16 protein-coding genes are annotated in these 15,910 nt (G+C 48.4%); 7 read left to right on the plus strand and 9 right to left on the minus strand.

Features of this window, described 5'->3' with window-relative positions:
• The first annotated feature begins 9 nt into the window (after positions 1-9).
• A complete protein-coding gene (locus KNP99_RS15520) occupies positions 10-114 on the plus strand; it encodes an LPXTG cell wall anchor domain-containing protein (protein ID WP_251132098.1) in 105 nt (34 codons plus the stop codon).
• A gap of 231 nt (positions 115-345) precedes the next feature.
• Here the strand turns inward: KNP99_RS15520 and KNP99_RS11290 are convergent, their stop codons facing one another.
• Positions 346-930, minus strand: a complete 585-nt coding sequence (locus KNP99_RS11290) for a DedA family protein (RefSeq protein WP_088836134.1) — start codon at positions 928-930, stop codon at positions 346-348.
• A 302-nt stretch (positions 931-1,232) separates the two neighbouring features.
• Between KNP99_RS11290 and KNP99_RS11295 the strand changes: the two genes are divergently transcribed.
• Positions 1,233-2,444, plus strand: a complete 1,212-nt coding sequence (locus KNP99_RS11295; protein WP_214805734.1) for a dicarboxylate/amino acid:cation symporter — start codon at positions 1,233-1,235, stop codon at positions 2,442-2,444.
• 145 nt (positions 2,445-2,589) lie between these two features.
• Positions 2,590-3,384, plus strand: coding sequence for an NUDIX domain-containing protein (locus tag KNP99_RS11300; RefSeq protein ID WP_088836132.1), 795 nt, complete (start codon positions 2,590-2,592; stop codon positions 3,382-3,384).
• A 359-nt stretch (positions 3,385-3,743) separates the two neighbouring features.
• On the opposite strand, the gene KNP99_RS11305 is transcribed toward KNP99_RS11300, so the two are convergent.
• The gene (locus tag KNP99_RS11305) at positions 3,744-4,595 is read right to left on the minus strand and encodes a VOC family protein (protein ID WP_088836131.1); all 852 of its coding nucleotides are present in this window, start codon (positions 4,593-4,595) and stop codon (positions 3,744-3,746) included.
• 121 nt (positions 4,596-4,716) lie between these two features.
• Between KNP99_RS11305 and KNP99_RS11310 the strand changes: the two genes are divergently transcribed.
• Both KNP99_RS11310 and KNP99_RS11315 read left to right on the plus strand, forming a co-directional pair.
• A complete protein-coding gene (locus KNP99_RS11310; RefSeq protein ID WP_088836130.1) occupies positions 4,717-5,073 on the plus strand; it encodes a winged helix-turn-helix transcriptional regulator in 357 nt (118 codons plus the stop codon).
• A 172-nt stretch (positions 5,074-5,245) separates the two neighbouring features.
• Positions 5,246-6,019: a nucleotidyltransferase domain-containing protein gene (locus KNP99_RS11315; protein WP_214805730.1), complete on the plus strand. Its 774-nt coding sequence runs from the start codon at positions 5,246-5,248 to the stop codon at positions 6,017-6,019.
• A 157-nt stretch (positions 6,020-6,176) separates the two neighbouring features.
• On the opposite strand, the gene KNP99_RS11320 is transcribed toward KNP99_RS11315, so the two are convergent.
• Positions 6,177-7,106: an NADP-dependent oxidoreductase gene (locus tag KNP99_RS11320; protein ID WP_214805727.1), complete on the minus strand. Its 930-nt coding sequence runs from the start codon at positions 7,104-7,106 to the stop codon at positions 6,177-6,179.
• A gap of 104 nt (positions 7,107-7,210) precedes the next feature.
• Entirely contained in the window at positions 7,211-8,707 is a 1,497-nt protein-coding gene (locus KNP99_RS11325) for a methyl-accepting chemotaxis protein (RefSeq protein WP_251133087.1), read from the minus strand.
• 124 nt (positions 8,708-8,831) lie between these two features.
• On the opposite strand from KNP99_RS11325, the gene crcB (KNP99_RS11330) reads away from it, so the two are divergent.
• The gene (crcB, locus tag KNP99_RS11330; RefSeq protein WP_088836126.1) at positions 8,832-9,236 is read left to right on the plus strand and encodes a fluoride efflux transporter CrcB; all 405 of its coding nucleotides are present in this window, start codon (positions 8,832-8,834) and stop codon (positions 9,234-9,236) included.
• Complete coding sequence (gene crcB, locus KNP99_RS11335) at positions 9,233-9,592, plus strand: fluoride efflux transporter CrcB (RefSeq protein ID WP_088836125.1); 360 nt, start codon at positions 9,233-9,235, stop codon at positions 9,590-9,592. Before crcB (KNP99_RS11330) ends, crcB (KNP99_RS11335) begins: the two co-directional genes overlap by 4 nt.
• Positions 9,593-9,651: 59 nt before the next feature.
• On the opposite strand, the gene KNP99_RS11340 is transcribed toward crcB (KNP99_RS11335), so the two are convergent.
• The 5 genes from KNP99_RS11340 to KNP99_RS11360 all read right to left on the minus strand — a co-directional run bounded on the left by KNP99_RS11340 (position 9,652) and on the right by KNP99_RS11360 (position 15,837).
• On the minus strand, positions 9,652-10,506 hold the full coding sequence (locus tag KNP99_RS11340) for a DegV family protein (protein ID WP_214805724.1): 855 nt from the start codon (positions 10,504-10,506) through the stop codon (positions 9,652-9,654).
• Between the two features lie 70 nt (positions 10,507-10,576).
• Entirely contained in the window at positions 10,577-11,605 is a 1,029-nt protein-coding gene (locus tag KNP99_RS11345) for an aldose epimerase family protein (protein ID WP_088836123.1), read from the minus strand.
• Positions 11,606-11,783: 178 nt separating this feature from the next.
• On the minus strand, positions 11,784-13,478 hold the full coding sequence (locus tag KNP99_RS11350) for a LytS/YhcK type 5TM receptor domain-containing protein (protein WP_214805721.1): 1,695 nt from the start codon (positions 13,476-13,478) through the stop codon (positions 11,784-11,786).
• Between the two features lie 610 nt (positions 13,479-14,088).
• Positions 14,089-15,402 (minus strand): hemolysin family protein, encoded by a 1,314-nt coding sequence (locus tag KNP99_RS11355; RefSeq protein WP_088836121.1) that lies wholly within the window; start codon positions 15,400-15,402, stop codon positions 14,089-14,091.
• A gap of 36 nt (positions 15,403-15,438) precedes the next feature.
• A complete protein-coding gene (locus KNP99_RS11360) occupies positions 15,439-15,837 on the minus strand; it encodes a MerR family transcriptional regulator (RefSeq protein WP_088836120.1) in 399 nt (132 codons plus the stop codon).
• Positions 15,838-15,910: the final 73 nt, after the last annotated feature.

Here is a 15,910-nt window from a genome sequence, read left to right on the forward strand (position 1 = left end):
AACGGCGGCATGAGCGACACAAGCAACAACGCAACAACAGGTGCACTCGCACTCTTCGGTCTTGCACTCGGTGCAGCTGGAATCGTCGTGGCACGCAAACGTCAAAACGCGTAAGTTCACTTAATCAACTTTATTCAAACGAAAGACACGTTCCGCATCGGCGAACGTGTCTTTCAGCGTTTAGACAAACGCTTATGAAGAGTGAACATGCGATATCGAGATGCAATTCGTTCGCGCTGCCCTGTCTCGCTCGAGGAAAGCAACGAAAAAAGACGCTTGATCTCCCGATAGCACTTTGTCTATCGTGTTTTAAGTTATTAGGAGAGTGCTCCCCCATGTTCTTGTTCACTCAGCGATTGCTTCTTCTTTCTCGAGGCGGTGTCGCCGTCTCGCATGTACGATGGAGGCACCCGCAATGATTAATATGACGGCAAGGATAATAAAAATCATACTCGGATTCGTCATAATCCATTCCCAAAGCTCCGACCATGTCACGGCTTGACCAATCCGAACGATGACAAATGTCCAAAGACCCGTATATAAACCGGCGGCTAAAAACGTCATCCCGAGGTATCGTGGAAGTGGGTATGCAAGCAATCCTGCAACATAATGGATGGGATGACGTACCCCTGGTAAAAAGAACGAGAGCCCGATCGCCCACAAACCACGACGATCTAAAATCTCTTCTGCCCGTGTCAAAAACTTTACTTTCATGAATTTCTTGATGAGTGGAATTTCACGGAAGAAACGGGCGAGTAAATAAAACCACGCGAAGGAAATGAAAAAAATTGGCCACGCAGCGAGCCATATGAGGACCGGATGTACCCCTTCTTTGATTCGTAACGCTGTATATCCCATCATCAAAACATCATCCGATAGCGGAGTAAACATGATTCCTCCGGCCAGGCGGACGAGTGCCATGATATCCATTAGTTCATCACTTCCTTTTTTCTCTATACAGAGAGTATGCCTGATTTTGACGTTTTTGAGTAATCTTTGTTCACAAAGTATTTTGAACGGAAAACTATTTTACCTTTTAATTTTTTCGTAAGTTGATGCAGACACGCACTGTAAAGTGGCTGTACTAAAGCGTTGAAGCGTTTATTGCATAAAATCATGCAACCGATTTCTATATTTCGAATAATCAGAATGATTAAAACGCTGTAGTAATGCCATTTTAGATGTGCGAAAATAGCTTCAATTCAGTTAGACAATTTCATTATTAAGAAAGGATGATTGGTTTGAAGTTTAAAATTGGTCTGCTCGGTCGTATTGTCATCGCCATCGCATTTGGAATTATAGTGGGTAGCCTCGTCACCGAACGCTTCGATTGGATCGTCCGTTCTTTCGTCACATTCAATGGGATTTTTGGTCAGTTCTTATCATTCGCTATACCCTTAATCATCCTTGGTTTCATCATTCCGGGTATCGGTGAACTTGGAAAAGGCGCTGGAAAGCTTGTCGGAATCACAGCTCTCATCGCTTATCTCTCGACAGTCATCGCCGGTTTACTCGCATATGGTACAGCAGTCAACTTGTTCCCGCGCATGCTCAGTGGTTCATTCGCAAACATGGAGAATCCGGAAGAAGCACTTTTAAAAGGCTTCATGGAAGTTGAAATTCCGCCTGTCTTCGGCGTCATGACAGCTCTTGTCATGGCCTTCGTCTTCGGAATCGGAATCGCAGCAACTAGAAGCAAACGTCTGCTTGAACTCTCGATTGATTTCCGTAGTATCATCGAACTGATTATCGGCAAAGTCATCATTCCATTACTCCCGTTCCACATCGCAGGAATTTTCATGAACATGACATATGCCGGTCAAGTCGCAGAAATTCTTTCTGTGTTCGCACTCGTTTTCGTCGTCATCCTCGTTCTTCACTTCGTGATGATCACATTACAATATACGATTGCCGGTATCGCCAATAAACAGAATCCGTTCCGTCTTTTGAAAACAATGATGCCTGCCTACTTCACAGCCATCGGAACACAATCTTCCGCAGCGACAATTCCTGTCACGCTACGGCAGACAAAAGCAAATGACACCGATGAAGAAGTCGCAAACTTCGTTGTTCCGCTTTGTGCGACCATCCACCTTGCGGGTTCGACGATCACGTTGACGTCAATCGTCATCGCGATTCTTTACTTGAACAACATGCCGGTCACGTTCGGTGCGATCTTCCCATTCATTCTCGCCCTCGGTGTGACGATGATTGCAGCACCAGGCGTTCCCGGTGGTGCCGTCATGGCCGCAACCGGCTTGTTCGTCTCCATGCTCGGCTTTGACCAGACCATGGTCAGCCTCGCGATTGCACTCTATATCGCACAAGACAGCTTCGGTACAGCAGCAAACGTCACAGGGGACGGTGCGATCGCGAAAATGGTCCACGCCATCAAACGCCATACATCAATCCTTGATGACAAAAAAGAACGAGATATCGCTTAATCCCAAAAACGGCTTCGCTCTCCGCGAAGTCGTTTTTTTTGTTGTTCTCGATTCGTTTGAAAAAGAAGGGAATCCGCTTACGATAAGAGAAGTGTAATAAAGAACCTGAACGTATATCTGCTTGTATGATAGAGGAGGAATTTTCATGTTACATCGCCGGAAGACCTATACGATTCGCCCGGAACGACTACAGGAATTTACCGAGTTCTTTCACACCTATCTCTTTCCCCTACAAATCAGTCACGGTGCCCGTCTCGTCGGTCGCTGGGTGACGGAATCGGAAGATGAAGTCATCGCCATTTGGGAATATCGCGATCGCGAGCACTATGAGCAAGTCGACCGTGATGTCCGCAACAGCGCCTTACGCAGGGAAGCGATGAAGAAACGCGCCCGCCTCGGGAAAAACCTCTACATCAAATCGACGGAAGATTTCATGACGGCGACAGGTGTCTACACACCACCCCGTGCAATCGTCAGCGTCACTGCCTACATCACGAACGATGCTGGTGAAGTCTTGCTTGTCCGCAACCTCCATCGTGGCGACACGTATGAGCTACCGGGCGGACAAGTCGAAAACAATGAATCGATTCTCGATGCCGTCAAACGTGAAGTCAAAGAAGAAGCCGGTGTTGACGTCACGATCGACGGCATTACCGGCATCTATCAAAATATATCAAGTCACATCATCTGCGTCGCCTTCCGCGGGACGTACGTCAGTGGTGAATTGCAAGCACAAGAAGGCGAGACGACGGACGTCGGCTTCTTCCCTGTCACGCGTGAGAACGTCGACACCTATATCAAACGTGAGCATTTCCAAATCCGTGCACTCGATGCGATGAATCCCGTTTACCTGCCGCATGCCCTCTATACCGTCCGACCGTATGAACTCGTCAGTCGTTACGATGGCAATGCCCCGTCTGCTTTATCCGGACAAAATTAACTGACAAAAATGGACCCTCTCCAATGAGAAGGTCCATTTAAGCGTGTAGACAAATTCTTATGAAGCGTGTACATGCGATATCGAGGAGCAATCCGTTCGCGCTACCCTGTCTGCATGACTAGATTTCTGTCACGATATTACTTGAAAAGCGTCACGTTTCGTTGACTCCTGCGGGAAAAAGTGCGTTCTTAACGCACTTTCAGAGGCAGGCAAGACCCTGCTCGTTGTCCGTGAGGATCAAGGAGCAACGGCTTGCGCCTCGCCCGAGGAAAGCAACGAAAACAGACGCTTATCTCCCGATGGCACTTTGTCTATAGCCTGAAATGGACCCTCTCTGTGATGAGAAGGTTCATTTTTCATTATTTCGTAACCAGTCGTGCCGTAATGCCGGCATCATCCGTGACGTACACCGCGTCTTCCGTCCGCTCTACTCGGTAGAGCGAAGCATCGATCGCAGCAACCGCTTTTTCTAACACGGATGCACTTGGATAAACGAGCGTCCAATAATCCAGTCCGACGGCGTCGCCCGGTGCCTTTGGCGCGTCCGCTCCTGCCCACAGGTTCATCCCGATGTGGTGATGATAACCACCCGCTGCAACAAATAAGGCTTTCATCCGTGACGCATCGGTCGCCACTTCAAAACCAAGCGTGTCGACATAAAAGGCGCGTCCGGCTTCGAGTGATTTGACATGGAAATGGACATGACCCATGACCGTATCTGCCGGCATTCCGTACCAGTCTTCTTCGCCTGCCTCAACGAGCATGCTTTGCCAATCGACGGGGTCTGTCGTCATCTTGACGTCCCCGTTCGCCTCATAAGACCATGTCTCCCGTGGACGATCGGCATAAATCTCAATCCCGTTCCCGTCCGGATCGGATAGATAAAACGCTTCACTGACGAGATGGTCGCCTTGACCAAGATCAACGTCATTTGAAATCAAGTTGCGGATGACGAAACCAAGTTCTTTTCGACTTGGCAATAAAATCGCGAAATGATACAGTCCCGCGACTGAATTGGGTGCGAGACGTCGTGCATCTTTCTGCTCCTCCAGCACGACGAGTGGTGTCATTTTCGCACCAAGCGTCGCCGTGTTCCCTGTCTGTTCGAGTACCGTTAGTCCGAGCAGGTCACGGTAAAATGAAATCGATTGGTCTAAATCCGTAATCCGTAAGCTGACCGGTCCGAGCGTAATCTCTGAATGGATTGTCATATTGTTATTCCTCCTGTACGTTCACTTCATAGGTTCATTATCCCCCGGAAGCAACGTGAACGGAAGTAGGCACAAAAAAGTGGTATAGTTTCTAAAAAGATACTACGAAGGAGGAACGATGATGCAAGAGACACCCATCTGTCGCGTCGAGACTGCACTCGAGATTTTGACGGGAAAATGGAAACCGTCGATTTTGCTCGAGCTCATTACTCACGGGACACTCCGCTTCAGTGAATTAAAACGACATCTACCGAACATCACCCAAAAGATGTTGACGGCTCAACTACGTGAACTTGAGCTAAATGATATCGTACACCGTGAAATCTACCAAGTCGTTCCACCCCGCGTCGAGTACTCCTTGACGGATTACGGGCGGACACTCATGCCAATCCTCAATGTGATGAACCATTGGGGCGAACAGCATGCCGTGCATATGGAACAAAAAGAACAAGAACAACATACAGCTTCTTTACGCTAAGGGTTTGAAACAGCTGATGATTTAAAGGGATGGCTTTTGAGTCAGGCCCTTTTTGTGTTGTTGATTTTTCTCTGCTCACTCGCTTTAGGAAATCAGTAAAAATGATAATGGAATAATCTCCCTTATTTCACGTATACTGAAGAAATAGACTGCTTGAAGGAGTGACTTACTTATGCACCAGCTATATGCCATCGAACAACTTACAGATCGGCTCAAACAGGATCCGACCGTTGAAGCGATTTTTTTGAAAGGCTCATTCGGTCGCGGCGAGGAAGATTTTCATTCCGACCTCGACCTCTACTGCCTCGTCGCAGAAGGGACTGTTTCGGAGTTCCTGCCTCGTCGTCTGGCGCACCTTGAAGCGTACCGGCCCGTCATTTGGCACGATGACATTTTCATCGTCGCCCCACAAATGATTGCGGTCTATGATGACTTGTTACATGTCGACCTATTTACCGTCACGACCACTTCGTTAAATCAAAAAGATGCCATCCGCGTCCTGTATGATCCAAAAAATCAGTTAGCACCGTTTATCGAAGAAACGTCTCTGACCCTGTCGCAGCAGGAATTCGAAGACGAGGCAATCGATGCCGTCTGGTTTTACTTCCAGTATCAAAAAGCCGCCGCTCGCGGCAACGGCTTATGGGCGGTCGAAATGTTACGCAGTGCGTTGACGAAGTTCGCAAAAGTCCTGTTGCACCACCATCTGCCGGAGCGGGCGCAACTCGGACTAAAGACGATTCCAGATTACTTACCGGACGACCAGCGTGTCCCGTTCGAGGCCGTTTATGACGTCCTCGTCCCGGCGACGCATCAAGAAGCAGGACGTCGCTATGTTGCGTTACTCGAGCAGGAACGCTCTTTTTTGCAGACGACATTACAGAATCAACCGGAGACACTCGTGTTACTCGACCGTCTCCTCCGCTCAACGTCTGTTTCCCGTTAAAAAGGAACCAGCTTTGTTGCCGAATATTACACTGCCTGCACACTAAAAACTCCCTTCGGATATTGAAGGGAGTTTTGTTTGCTGTTCCGGTTATCCTAACGTAAGATGACGTTTAGAAAATGCCCTGACTCAAAGTTCGAGTCAAGACGTTCCCACGTCATTTCACTTTAATGACGATTTTACCTTTCGCATGCCCTTCTTCTCCGTAATCATGGGCTTGTTTCGTATCCTCAAGATCAAAGATCCGGTCGACGACGGGTTTCAGTTCACCTTTTTCGACGGCTTCCGCAATTTTTTTCATCCGTTCGCCTGTCGGCTGCATGAAGACATATTCGACGCGTGCCTTCGCCTGTTTTGCTTCCTCTTCGTTCGGAGGCGTTGAAATCGAGACGAGCATTCCATTTTCTTTAAGCATGTTGTACAGTTTGCCCTGTCCGTCTCCCCCCATCGTATCGAAAACGAAATCAAGGTCACGCACGGTTTCTGCCGGATCTTGTTGTTTATAATCGATGACTTCGTCGGCTCCGAGTTCACTGACCCAATCGACGTTCGGGGTGCTCGTTGATGTGATGACATACAAGCCGTGTGCTTTCGCGAGCTGGATTGCGACCGTTCCGACCCCACCTGAACCGGCACCGATGAAAATCCGGTCACCTGGTTTCGCATCCATCACTTCGAACATGACTTGCCATGCCGTATGCGCAACGAGTGGCAATGATGCGGCCTCCTCGAAGCTCAGCGAGGCTGGCTTTTTGACGACGAGATGGGCATCGACCGCGACATACTCGGCATATGTGCCTTGACGGGCAATATCCGGGCGGCTGAAGACTTCATCTCCGACCTTCAAATCGGTCACGTTTGCTCCGACTTCTTTGATGACACCCGATACATCCCAGCCGATGACGAGCGGCATGTCGTAACTGAGCATCTCTTTTAAGTACCCTTCACGCAGTTTCCAGTCAACCGGATTGACACTCGCTGCATGAACTTCAATCAATACGTCATCTGCACCAATCGTCGGTTGCTCAATCTCTCCTACTTTGAACTCATCCGATCCACCATATTGTTCGATATACGCTGCTTTCATCTCATCGTCCTCCTTTAATTTGTTCATTCACCTTTACTATCTTCCCATTCTGCTTGTTCCACAAACGAAAAAGCACACCGCGTGTAGGGCGGTGTGCTTACTCGTTAACCTTCTTTTGTCGTTTCGCGGAGCGTCGATGCCGTCGCGTTCAACGCATGAATCGCGTGCTGTAAGTCACGAATCTGTTCGACTTGCGACCGGGTCAGACCTGATAATTGATCACTGCTCGTCAATAACAAATCCATGAAGGCATCCAGCTGTTCTGTCGCCTGCGTGATATCCGTCAAACTACTCGTAATCGTTGCGAATTGCTGACGGGCGCCACTAATCGCTTGGACCGAATCGGACGAGTCTGCCGCAATCGTCTGCAAGGCTTGCTGACTCCGCTGCATCCGTTCCTCTTGCTCACGGAGTAACGTCGTGCTCGCATTGATCGCACTTCCCGTATTCGTCACGTCACGTTCAACCCGTTCGATGATTTGATTGATTTCTTTTGATGCCTCTGCCGTTTGTGACGACAGGTTGCGAATTTCTTGTGCGACGACGGTGAACCCTTTTCCGAATTCCCCTGCCCGTGCAGCTTCGATTGAAGCATTTAAGCTCAGCAAATTCGTCTGCGTCGCGATTGCGTTGATGCTCGACGTGATCGTCACGATTTCTTGGAATCGTCCTGCGAGCTGACCGAATGATGTGACGGACTCACCCATGCTGACCGTCAATTGTTGGAGTGACTCGCCCGCTTCACTGATTGTCTCTTGACTGTTCTCTGCCGTGAGTTTTGAAGAAGAACTCCGCTCGAGAGCACGATCGACGGCTAATGTGACGTCAGCAATCGATTGGACGTTACTCTCATTCATTTGCCGAATTTGACGGACGGATGTCGCATTTTTCGCTGAGTTCGCGGCAAGCATCTTCATCGCGTCATCGATTTTTTCGAATGAGGATTTTGCCGTATCGACTGTTTCACTCATCTCTTCCGTGAACGTCGTCACGTCTGTCGCTGTTGCTGCGGATTGGGCAAGCGTCGTCCGCGAAACTTCTGCATACGTTTCCGCTTTTTCCTGTTGACGCTGAACTTCCGTCATGACATTGCGACCGAATACGGCAACAAAGACGGCTGCTGCAAAAATCATCAAGTAAATGACAAGCGCAACGATCAAATCGAACAGATTCGTAAATTCAACCGTTCCGATGCTTGTAAACATGATAAGTTCGAGCAGACCGAGTACTCCCGCCATCACGACAATCCGAGGAATCAAGTAGACAATCGACATGACGAGATACAGATAGGCAATCGTCCAAATGCTCTGCGTCGGCAAAGTGACGAGGACGAGCGCCAGGACCAAATAGGTCAATGTGATTTGAATGTACTTCCCACTCGGGTGCTGCCCGAAAAACTGATTCCCGGCCAGTAATGCTATCGTCAAGATGATGCCACCGACCAAAAATTGATAAAAAGCTCGCATCGAGACATAATCCATCTGGGCAAAAATGAAAATCAACGGATGGGCGACTGTAATTAACGTTGGGATGAGGCGGGACAATATTTTAGTACTGAGCTGTTCGAGCGGTGACACCATCTGCAAAACTCCTTCTCTCATTCGTATACTCATCTATCGGTTTCAATGCGTGAGAGTTTTAGTGATTTGCCTATTTTACCCACTTGACGCCTTGATTCTGAACAGCGTATGTTGAAAATATGCTATAGGTAGAGGATGGGTGACAATGCTGTATGTTTTAGTCGGCTTCGCCGGTGTACTCGGTGCCTCGGCACGGTACGGTCTTAGTCTAACAATCGGTCAACTGGCGACAGGGACGTTTCCCGTCGCAACGGTCTGTATTAATCTTCTCGGCTGTTTCGTTTTAGGGTATGCCACACATTTTTTATTCCGTACAAATTTACTTCATCAATATGCGATGACGGCGCTCGGAACAGGCTTCATCGGCTCGTTCACGACATTCTCGACGTTTAGCGTCGAAGCGGTCACGTTACTGCGGACCGGTCTATATGGCTTCGCCGCACTTTATGTTCTCCTTAGTCTATTCGGCGGATTATTTTGTTCGTACCTCGGTTACGCGCTCGGGACGCGCCGTCTCCGGCAATTCGCGGCAAGGAGGGACAACACATGACACTGCTCGCACTCGGAATCGGTGCTTTTTTCGGTGCCATCAGTCGTTTTGCACTCAGCCAATGGGCGAAGACGTTTTGGACACGCGACTTCCCGCTCGCGACATTCATCGGTAATGTCAGCGGTTCTTTTTTACTCGGTCTCGTCATCGGTCTTCATCTCGATTCGACGTGGACGTTGTTTCTCGGGACGGGATTTCTCGGTTCGTTTACGACCTTTTCGACCTTTAAGCTCGAGACGCTCCAACTGCTCCAACATGAAAATAGACGGACACTCGCTCTTTACCTCGGGACAAGTTATGTCCTTGGCATCAGTGCAGCTTTTCTTGGTATCGTCTGTGCACTCGCAACAAACTAAAAAGCAGGTCTGCCTCGTCCGCTGAGCGGAGAAGGACAGACCTGCTTTATTTTTTTCATTTAATCATTCAACCAGAAAAGGCCGACTGTTTCTGCTCCGGCATGTGTTCCAATCGCTGGACCGAACGTCCCTTCAAGAATCGTCAATTCCGGAAACTTCGCTGCGACACTGCTCCGCAGATCGGCTGCCATGTCTGGCGCAAGCGTCGTCGCAACATAAATTCGGTTCTTATAGAATGTCTTCTGACGCATCGCATTTTCGATTTGTTTAATCATTTCGATATATGCTTTTTTAAGTGAACGTGCCTTTTTGAACGGAACGATTTTCCCCGCTTCGTCCGTCGTGATGATTGGCTTGATGTTGAGTAAGTTCGCGAGGAATAAATCTCCTGACGAAACCCGCCCACCGCGGCGCATCGTCTCCATGTTCCCGACGATCATATAAAAATGCGTCCGTTTCGATAAGTTCGTCAAAGCTGCTGTAATCTCTTCGACAGTCTTTCCTTGTGCTTCAAGATCCATCCCGTAACGAATGAACTCTTGTTGGTTTTCAAACGCAGTATGCGAATCGATGATATGGACTGGGAAACTTGCCGCTTCTGCAGCTGATGCAGAACTTTGGACCGTACTTGATAATCCATTCGTACAGTGCACAGCAATCGCACAATCATATCCTTCTTCTTTTAGGCGTTCATACGTACCGACGAACTCGCCGAAGATTGGTTGTGATGTCTTTGCGACCAACTTCTTGTCCGCATCAAGTGCGCGGAACAAACGCTCGACAGTGATCATGTCTTCGTTGTAGGCAGTATCCCCGAGCAAGATTTGAATCGGTACGACATTGACGCCGATTGCGTCTGCCTCTTCCTTTTTGAAATAGGCCATACTATCGGTCACCCATGCTATTTTAGTCATTTTCTTATGCCTCCGTTAGATTCTTCTCGCTTTATCCTACCACATACGAACTTAATATTCGCGAGAAACATCACTGTATTCGGCTAAATTGGAAGGTCGTCCGCTTTTGATACCGATCGCCCGCGCGTAAGACGACGGATGGGAAATCAGGTTGATTGATGGCGTCCGGCAGTCCTTGTGTCTCAAAACAGATGCCAAGGTAAGGCGTCGCGCGACGACCGGCAATCGTAAAGTCTCCCCCTAAATGGTTGCCCGTATAGACAACGACACCCGGTTGTTCTGTCACGACACGTAACGTCCGACCACTGACCGGTTCTTCGAGGACGATTTCGCCCCCCTCTTTCAGAAGGAAGGGATGATCGACTCCGCTTCCGACCTGACGGAGCGCTTCGTCAGGAGCATGCGTCACTTCGTATAACGGCCGCGCTGTCCGAAAATCAAAAACGGTTTCATGAACGGATAAAATTTCACCCGTCGGTAACGCGTCTTGATCGAGCGGGACATAGAATGGCGCATCCATCCGCAATCGGTGTTGCTCCACTGTCGTCTTCGCGTCTCCTGTTAAATTGAAATACGTATGGTTCGTCGGACTAAACGGTGTTGAAGCCGTCGTCGTCGCATCATACGTCAACGTCAATGCATCCTCATCCGTCCACTCGACCGTCAATCGCACATCGAGCTGTCCCGGATATCCATTCTCTCCATCCGGACTGACAAGTGACAAGTGAAGCAAATCGCCTTCAATCTCATGATCAAAAAAGCGATTCGACCAGTTGACACTCCCTCCATGTAAATGATGATCTCCTTCGTTTTGTTCGAGTAGGTAGTTCATCCCTTCGAGCGCGAAAGCCCCATTGGCGATTCGTCCCCCGACACGACCAATCGTCGCACCTAAATGATGGGGATCATCTAAATATTGGTCGAGCTCGTCAAATGCGAGAACGACATTCTCAATCTTCCCCTGCTTATCAGGTACACGAATCGCCGTGATTTTACCGCCGAGGTTCAACAGGTCGACACTGTGTCCCAATCGATTCATCAATGTAAAAGCGATGATCGGTCGTTCGCCGGATCGTCCGACTTCTTTTTTTGTAATCATCCGCTTCTTCCTCCTATATCTTATCGTTGCCTGCTTTCATTTTTACCCACCTTCTCCTAAAAAAAAACAACAGTACCCGCAAAAACGTCCCCTTTCTAAAAAACCGGACTCGACACCTGTCGAATCCGATTTTCACTTCAAGACGATTCCTGCTGATGCAGTCATATTGAGTTCTGAGTCAACCTTCCTCAACTACTGGTAGCGGCAAGGTTAGCACGACACGCGTTCCTTGGTTGAGACGAGAGTGAATCGTACACGTCGCGGCTTTTCCATACTTGATATCGAGCGTCCGTCGTAGTAAAAACAACGTGCTCGTCTCCGTCAAAGCATCTTCTTCGAGCCGTCGTTTCACATCTGGTCCGATTCCGACGCCGTTATCGCTGACTTCTAAGACAAGATCGTTCTCCTGACGAAAAGCACGCACGTTAATTTGTGAACGACGACCGACTTTCGAAAACGCATGCCGTAACGCATTGTCGACTAACTTCGTTAACAGGAATGGCATGATGAGCGTCTCCTCAATCGCCGTCTCGACATCTAAATCAATCGTGATATCCGCATGGGTCAACTGATTTTGACGTCGCCTTGTCCCTTCGAGAGCGAGATAGGCTTTTAAGGTTGTGATTTCGTCACGAAGTGGATGATCTTCGACCCAGCGTGCTGCCGTCAATAGTTGGAGCAAAGAGCCTAGCTGTTGTTTGACCGGCGTCCCCGGATCAGCCGTCTGATGGATTTCGTCCACGATTCCCCGTAAATAATTCGGATGGAGGAACGGTTTCATTTTAGGGAGCGAGCGTTTTTCGAGTTGCTCTTCTCGATACGTCACGAGCTCACGCGCAAACAGCTGAACGAGTTGTTCCGTCGTCTGTTCAATCGTGTCATCAAACAAATGACTCGGAAAATAACATACGATACCGGCCTTGTCTCCATCCATCTGTAAGGGATGAAACGATAGAATTTGGTTTGTCGTCCGGTCTTCGACTTGTAACGGAACCGCTTCTTCAATCCAACGTTGTACATTCGGTTGAAATCTGCCGCCGTACACAGGTGTTTCCCCCGCTTCAATATCGACGAGCACTTTTGCAGGTCCAAGTAAGACGACACGGTCAATTTTAGTTTCTTCCAAAATGGTCGTGCCAATCTGACAGGCGACGTCTGCTGTCATGCCTTCTTTTCGAAGTGGACGGATGACAGCCAACAATCGAGAGGAACGGGCACTTTCGCGAACAAACAATTCCTTTTCGAATCGGAGTTGCGTCCGTAAGATGACGATGAAGACGATAATCCCGATCGTGTTTGCAAACAGCATCGGGAAGACCGCCTGACTCGCAATCACGATGAGTTCCGACGGATCATCCGCGAGCAAGATGGCCAATCCTAAATCAAGGATAACCATACTCATGACGAGAGCGATCGGTTGTAATAATGTATATTTATCTTTCAAGCGCCAGCGACGACTGTAGAGACCACTGAGAGTACCGGCAACGACGGCGATGAACCATCCTGTCTCTGCTCCCATCGAACCGAGCAAAAAACGATGAAACCCAACAAGGAGACCCGTCAGTCCACCGACGAAGGGACCACCGAGCAGTCCACTCGTGACGATAATCGTTAGACGCGTATCAATCAATAATTGATCATCGGTCACTGCAAGTCCAAGCAACGGATCAATCGTTTGATTCGAGGAGACGGCAACTCCGGCATAGTTCATCAAAATACCCGAGACGACGAATATGCTGAGCAAGGCGAGTCGACGCGAGCGACTCGTCGATGTTTTAAAGACGTGCCGTGACGTTCGCCACTGCGACAATAAAAATGCTAGCAACGCCAGCATACCAAGCCGGCTGAGTAAAAACGGGATTAAGTCTAACACAAGGTTCCTCCCTCTAGTGAACGACACGATGAATTCTCTTTTTAGTAGTATTCAAGCCGACACGACGATTTCCCTACTTCCCGATCCGTTATTCACACACTGATATGATTTCTGAAAAATTGATTCCCGCAGCAACAAAAAAATCCCCTTGGTGATTTCAAGAGGATTTTAGACTGTAGACAAACTCTTATGAAACGCAAAAATGTGATATCGAGAAGTAATCAGTTCGCGCTTCCCTGTCTCGCCTCGTCTTCAAAGCGGCAATCTTCCGCGCCGCTACAGCAAAGCTGCAGGGTCGCGACCGATTGCTTTTCGCGGTTCTAAAGCGATTCGAGACGGATTGCGCTATAAACCATCTGCATGCCCGGCTTTCCGTCACGATGTTACCTAAAAAGCGTCACGTTTCGTTGACTCCTACGGGAAAAAGTGCGTTTTTAACGCACTTTCAGAGGCAGGCAAGACCCTGCTCGTCGGCCGTGAGGACCAAGGAGCAACGGCTTGCGCCTCGCCCGAGGAAAGCAACGAAAAAAGACACTTTTATCTTCCGATATCACGTTGTCTACACGCTAAAATCCCCTTGATTGGCTCAAGAGGATTTTGCATGTTGTTCTTATTCTGCTTTTTCGAGCGGGTGCAACCACAGTTTGATTTGATTGATTTGATAGTTCTCCATTTCCATCACTTCGACAGAGAACGTCTCTGTATCGATATGTTCGCCTGGCTGCAGATCGATGTTGTGCATCTGAATCCAGCCACCGATCGTATCGACATCTTCATCGTTCGTAAACCGCAGACCGAAACGTTCTTCCAAATCTTCTAGTAAGACCGTTCCTGCGACGAGATATTCGTTGTTCGGCAACTCTTGAATTTCTTCGACTTCATCCGTATCAAATTCGTCACGGATTTCACCGACGATTTCCTCAAGTAAATCTTCCATCGAGACGATTCCCGCCGTACCGCCATATTCGTCTACGACGAGGACGATATGTGAACGGGTTTCTTTCATTTTTCGTAACGTATCCTGAAGCGACGTCGATTCTGAGACGACCGGTAAATCCTTCAAGTAATGTGTGACCGGATATTCATGTCCGTTCGCGAAATCTGTCAAGACTTCTTTGACGTTGATATAGCCAAGAATACGGTCTTTATCATTTTCTTCCGTTACCGGGTAACGGGTAAACGGATTGTCCATGAAAATTTCCATCAGCTCCGCTTTTGAGAGACGCTCTGAGATCGTCGCCATCCGCATCCGCGGGACCATCAAATCTTTGACGACGTGCTCGTCAAAAGCAAAAACATTTTGCATCAAGGCAAGTTCCGTTTGGTTGATTTCACCACTTTGGAAGCTCTGTGCCATGATGATTTTCAACTCATCTTCTGAGTGGGCTTGTTCGTGTCCAGCAGGTTTCACACCGAAAAGTCCAAGGAACAGACGTGCCGATCCATTGAGTAACCAAATGAACGGGTACATGATTTTTCCGAAAATGAACAAGGGACGTGCGAAAATCAAAGTCATTTTTTCCGCATACTGGATGGCAAGCGTTTTTGGCGCAAGCTCCCCGATGACGACGTGTAAAAATGTCACGGAAATGAAGGCGATTCCGAACGATAAGAGTGTCGAGACGGCAGCCGAGACGCCGAATTCGTCAAAGACAGGATGGAGAATCTTTTCGACGGTCGGCTCTCCGAGCGCCCCGAGTCCAAGTGCTGTCACCGTGATCCCAAGCTGACAGGCAGACAAGTAATAATCGAGATCACCGGCGATTTTTTTAGCAAGAATCGCACTCTTATTGCCTTCTTGAATCATTTGGTCGAGACGCGACATCCGAACCTTAACGACCGCAAACTCTGACCCGACGAAAAACGCTGTTAACACAATCAACAACACCACTAAAAATAAATTGATGAAAAGTATAGTATCCAAAATCCCCTAAAAAGGGGTCACCTCCAGTTATTAGTTTTACAGCTGGGCGATCAACGATGCAATCAAAGTGAGGCGACGCGATAACTCAAGACGAATCTCTTGTTTTTCGAACTCTGTCGATTCGAGCAGACGTCGCTCTAACCCTTTGACCGTATCTTGAAGCTGCTGTACTTCTTGATAAATGACATCTCCCGTTTTTTCTTCCCGTTCCGTAAATGAAGCAAGAATCTCTTGTAAAGAAAGCCGCTGTGTCTTTAAATATTCAATCTTTTGGACTTGATGGACGACATCTTCCGGATACAACCGGTAACCTGCCGCCGTTCGTTCTGACGTTAAGAGACCGAGCGACGTGTAATAGTCAATCGTCCGTTTTGATAAGCCGGTGGTCTCCGCGACCTGACCGATTTTAAGTAGCGCCTTCCCAAAGATTCTCACCCCCTTTCACAGCAATTTGTATTTTTATCATAGCATGTCAAAACCGTACAGTACAACGTTGTGCTTGCTTTGA

Origin of the sequence: Exiguobacterium sp. s95 (assembly GCF_018618655.1) — a bacterium.
Classification (GTDB): domain Bacteria; phylum Bacillota; class Bacilli; order Exiguobacteriales; family Exiguobacteriaceae; genus Exiguobacterium_A; species Exiguobacterium_A oxidotolerans.